Source organism: bacterium (assembly GCA_022616075.1).
Lineage (GTDB): Bacteria > Acidobacteriota > HRBIN11 > JAKEFK01 > JAKEFK01 > JAKEFK01.
This window is the reverse complement of the sequence record JAKEFK010000352.1, coordinates 1-3,476: the sequence shown is the minus strand read 5'-3', so window position 1 is coordinate 3,476 and position 3,476 is coordinate 1. Positions and strand designations below refer to the sequence as shown.

At 45.7% G+C, this 3,476-nt stretch carries 2 protein-coding genes; one reads left to right on the top strand and one right to left on the bottom strand.

All coding sequences use genetic code 11. The annotated features are described in order from the left end of the window. The coding region (locus L0156_27110; GenBank protein MCI0606671.1) for a hypothetical protein at positions 1-935 on the top strand (935 nt) is incomplete at its 5' end. 76 nt (positions 936-1,011) lie between these two features. On the opposite strand, the gene L0156_27105 is transcribed toward L0156_27110, so the two are convergent. Next, positions 1,012-3,476 (bottom strand): hypothetical protein (locus L0156_27105; GenBank protein ID MCI0606670.1); only part of this gene is annotated, 2,465 nt, incomplete at its 5' end.

The window sequence follows — 3,476 nt, the reverse complement described above, 5'->3', positions numbered from 1 at the left end:
TTGACTGCGTTTCTTCTGAACCAAAGGGAAAACCTTTTACCGATAGACAGATAGCTAGCGCAATAATTCACAGGGAACCTACGGAAGCCGAAATCCGGAGTGTTCGTAAGTCCCGCGTCCAGCTTAAGATTCCTTCATATACTGAAAGACGTGCTTCACATTTGATTGCCCAAACGATAAAGAATCGACACAACGTGAATTCATCTGAACTGTCCAGAAGAACGACAGTAAGACTTTTAGTGGAGGACACGATCAGATCTGCTATGGAAAAGGAAACCCAGGACAATCGATACACTGATCAAAGAATTTGCAATATGATTCGGGAAGGGTTCGCCACGAAAGTTACTACAAAGTTAGTTGGGGCTGTAAGAAAAGACTTGGGAATTGCTAACATTCAACAGAGATGGAAAGGATATCCACCTTCGAAACAATCTATTGAGAAGCTAGTCGATCCGAAGGTACAACTTCAGGAAATCTCCGCAGCCATTAAGTCCATTATTCTTACCGAAGGAGTGGACAATGTCTATTCAGATAGAGCTATTGCCCGAAAACTAGAATCTGAATTTGGCATTAAACCCGTCACGGGTCTGGCAGTTGGGACACTGAGAAACAAATTGCACATCCCCAATGTATATGATAGATGGAAACAACTCATACCGTCGTCCACTCCGAAAGGACTGCTTATCAATCCTCCATTTACTTCAGAGAAACTAGGAACGTTTCAAGTCCGGTCGGAAATTAGGCGAATAATTCTTGAAGAGGATCCGAATAGCCCACTGACTGATGCGCAGGTCGCGCAAGCGTATACGGAACGAACCGGGAACAGACTTACCGAACTAAGAGTAACGAAGCACAGAAAGGCGCTTGGAATTCCTAACCGGAAGGATCGTACTCAACAAAAAGGAGATTCCACAACTCGATACCTTTTTGAATAAGACTTGGCCCCTCGGCTTATCAGGGTGAGAAACCGAGAACTAGAAACCTTTCTTTCTCCACTTGCTGCCGCCACGCTCACAGTAGGTACTGACTGTATTTTTTTTTCAGACTGGGCCTTCGGGCAAATGCTTTTTCCAGTAGTTGCCGGACTTCTTCAGATCTTATCTTCGTTGTGCCATTCCCTTGCGTTCTTGTTAGGAGGACAGCTTTTAGAGCGATCGACTCAGCATTGTTTGGATTCAAAGACAATGACCGCTCCGCCATTTTCAGACCATCTTGGATGGCAATCGTCACATTGATTTGAGATGGAGCTTCCGCCTTAAGCTTGTACAACACGGCATAAAGTCGGTACACGTCCGAATTCTCTGAATTAATAGAGGAAGCGAGTGACAACGCCTTCTTTGCGGCGTTAAGTGCATTCTCTGCATCCACTTTCTTCCCTAGCTGCCACTCCGCAATCGTAAGATTCAGCTCAGCTGAAGCAAGACAAGTATCAACGCTATTGGGATTGATTTGAAGTGCGGTGTTTAATTTTGATAATGCTTCTTCCCAAATTTTTCGCGGATCCCTTCCGATTTTGGCTTCCCAGATCCCACGCAACATTTCTGACCTGGCTAACAAAACGAGTGTCCAAAAGTCCTCCGGAATAATCTGTTTTGCCTGGTTAAGCACAGTAACTGCTTTCTTAATATTCTGTGATGGGTTGCGGTTTTCTTCCAATTGATATTCAACCATCGTTAGGTATGGTAAAGCCATGTTCTGGAGTGTTACGGCTGAATCGGGATTGATTGTTAGCGACTTTTCAAACGCTTTCAATGATTCGCCTATCTCTTGAGAAGGATCGAGACCGTTTTTTACTGCGTACGAGGCAGAATGAGCTCGTATGATCCCGATCATTGTCCACGCAAAGTCGTCTGAAGGATTGTACCTGAGAGCTTTATTGCAGGCCTCAATAGCTCTATCGAAGTTGTGACTTGGACTTACACCCCGACCTGCGTCATGCAAGCCTAAATAGAAATAACTTGCTGAGGAATTTGAGTAGCTTAAACTTTGCCTGGGGTTCAACTCAGATGCCTGGTCATAAGAACTGATGGATTCTTGAAGAAATTTAGTCGGATCGTGACCGCTCTCGTAGGCGTGCATTCCCATCATTTGATAAACGTTTCCTTTATTCATACTGATTCGAATATTTTTTACGTCCTTAAGCACTGTCTCATAACTCTGAGCACTCTTTGTGAACCAGGGAATTGGATTCTCTCCACGATCTGTCAGATAAAGACCGTTTCGCCAGCTAGCGTTAGCGGAATTTAGATGCGCTTCAGCGTTGTGCGGCTCGAGTGTCAGCGCCCGTTTTGCGCTTTCCATCGCTCTTTCATAGATTGCTCTGGGGTCCTGGCCATGGTCATGCATATACTCCCCAAGCGCAACGAATGCCTGAGCCAGCAGGTTCAGCGCAACCGGATCTTTTTCCAAGGTGACGGCTTTTTCCGCATCACTGATTGATTGGCGTAGAAGCGTTTCCGGGTTTTCGCCTCTGGTGGCGATGCAGGTGCCATACAAGTATTTTGACCATGCTCTTTCTTTGTAAAGAGAATTACTCTGATTATCCGCTAGTATTCCACTATCGCAGGAAGCCTTGGCGAGCCGGAATGGTTCATCGCATTCCTCTCCCTGCTGCTGGTTGATGTCGAGTACTTCATTCCACATCGCGCATAAGCTGCCGTGGATTTCTGGATCGCTTCTGCCAAATTGGATTGCATCCTCGTAATGCTTTTGTGCAGCTGAGAGAAATCCACGCGCGGTTATGTAGTCACCCTGTGTGCGTTTTTCCCTCGCACGGGCTAATAAGACGTCACCTTGAAGACTCCTGGCTTCATAAAAGTAGGGTTTCCTGATGGATGCTTCTTCAGCAAGCTTCCATGCTCTGTCGTATTGTTTTTCGTATAAAGAAATCAATCCCTCGTAGTAATACTGGTCTTCAGACTTCCTTCTGTCGTTTGTTTTCAAGTATTGCAATGCCGGAGTTAGATAGAGCTTTGTTATTTCTTTCTTTCTCTCATCTGCAAGCTCCTTATCATGGATGCGATCGGCGGAAGACAGAGAGTCCTGATACATTTTCCCCAATACAAGACCGAGTGCGCGCGAGACATTTGATTCTTTGTAGTTACTCCTCCACGCCTCTTCTAGATGTTCGTATGCTTTGGAGTATTTCTTTTGGGCTAAGTAACCTCTTCCAAGAGCATAATGCCCAGGGCCTTTCGCGACCGAACCCAGTGTTTCCATCTTGGACTTAATATTGTGCATCTCGGAAGCGACTAGATTTTTCTCTCGAGTCACGTCATGGAGCGGGCTGGTATACCCGAATCTCAAAATGGATTCAACGCGATTGACGGCTTCGCCGAAACTTTGCGCAAGTTGGGCCTGTTCGCGTGCTGTTACGCGCGCGTTAATGGCAATTGAACCAAAAACAATAATTGAGACCAAACCAACCAGTCCGATTGAAACCGCCGTTCTGTGTTTTTTTGCTCGTTTCTTGATCC